The 363-nt window shown below is 75.5% G+C and carries 1 pseudogene; it reads right to left on the bottom strand.

What is annotated here, in order from left to right:
- A pseudogene (locus MXD62_RS10455) lies at positions 1-363 on the bottom strand (potassium-transporting ATPase subunit B); the annotation flags it as partial.

Genomic DNA, 363 nt, shown 5'->3' with positions numbered 1-363 from the left:
CCCGCCGTTCTCCCGCACCCACCGGGTGACCGCGCTCGCCGCCCCCTTGCGAACCCGCCGGGCGCCGACGGCGCTGGCGGGCACGGCGCCGGCGGGCACGGCGCCGTGCGTGGGCTCGGGCGCCAGGTCGACGCCGGACATCCTGGTCTGGGCGGTGAAGTGCACGAACGTCGCGTGCGCCAGCTCGCCGGGAGTGCGCTCACGCAGACCGTAATGTTCCTTCGCGAACACCACGACGGAACGCCCCTCGGGGGTCTCGTCCGCGAGCGAGGACAGCTGCGCGGCATCCGCCAGCTCCGCCTCGCTCACGCCGCCGACGGCGAGGAACGCGCTGGCCTGCCGGTTCCCCAGGGTGATGGTGCC

It is taken from the genome of Frankia sp. Mgl5, from assembly GCF_023242985.1.
GTDB lineage: Bacteria > Actinomycetota > Actinomycetes > Frankiales > Frankiaceae > Parafrankia > Parafrankia soli.
Note: the sequence above shows the minus strand (reverse complement) of the source record. Positions and strands in the feature narration are given on the sequence as shown.